The organism is Micromonospora sp. D75, assembly GCF_018070405.1.
In the GTDB taxonomy this organism is placed as follows: Bacteria; Actinomycetota; Actinomycetes; order Mycobacteriales; family Micromonosporaceae; genus Micromonospora; species Micromonospora chalcea.
Window position 1 is genome coordinate 1 of sequence record NZ_JAGPXV010001114.1, and the last position, 750, is coordinate 750.

The 750-nt window shown below is 74.5% G+C and carries 1 pseudogene; it reads left to right on the forward strand.

Features of this window, described 5'->3' with window-relative positions:
• Positions 1–750 (forward strand): annotated as a pseudogene (locus KBX39_RS32375) (hypothetical protein); the annotation flags it as partial.

A 750-nucleotide genomic window follows, 5' to 3' on the forward strand; every position in this document is an offset into this window, starting at 1 on the left:
ATACACCCGGTCTGCGCGCCGTACCCGCAGAACCGGGCCGTGCCGCACCTGTCCGGCGCGCAGACCGGGTGGATCAGCGCCGGCAACCCGTGGCAGTGGGTGACCCCGGCCGGCGAGATCACCCCGTACCCGGCCGGGGTGGGTGTCACCCCGGTGCCGGACATGCCGCCGCCCGGCGCGGGCGCCACCACGCTGTACTTCCCGAACGAGCAGAGCGGCCGGCTGATGTGGCTGCACGACAACACGCTCGGCCTGTCCCGGCTCACCGTCTACTCCGGGCAGATCGCGCTGTACCTGCTCACCGACCCCGCCGAGGACCGCCTCGTGGACGACGGCGTGCTGCCCGCGGAACAGTTCCCGCTGGTGATCGAGGACAAGACGTTCGTACCCGACGACGCGCAACTCGCCGCCCAGGACCCGACCTGGGACCGGGACCGCTGGGGCGCCAAGGGCAGCCTCTGGCACCCCCACGTCTACCAGCCCCGGCAGAACCCGTACCGGCTCACCGGCGGCAACCCCACCGGCCGCTGGGACTACGGCCCGTGGACCCACGACCCGGACGGCGGCGCCAGCCCGTGGGTCGCCCCGGTGCCGAACCCGCACCACGACCCAGACGCCGACCCGGACGAGCCGCCGCTGGCGCCCGCCGTGCCGCACCCGTCGGCGGTGCCCGAGGCGTACGGGGACACCCCGCTCGTCAACGGCGTGGCCTACCCGTACCTGGAGGTCGCCCCGCGCGCGTACCGGTTC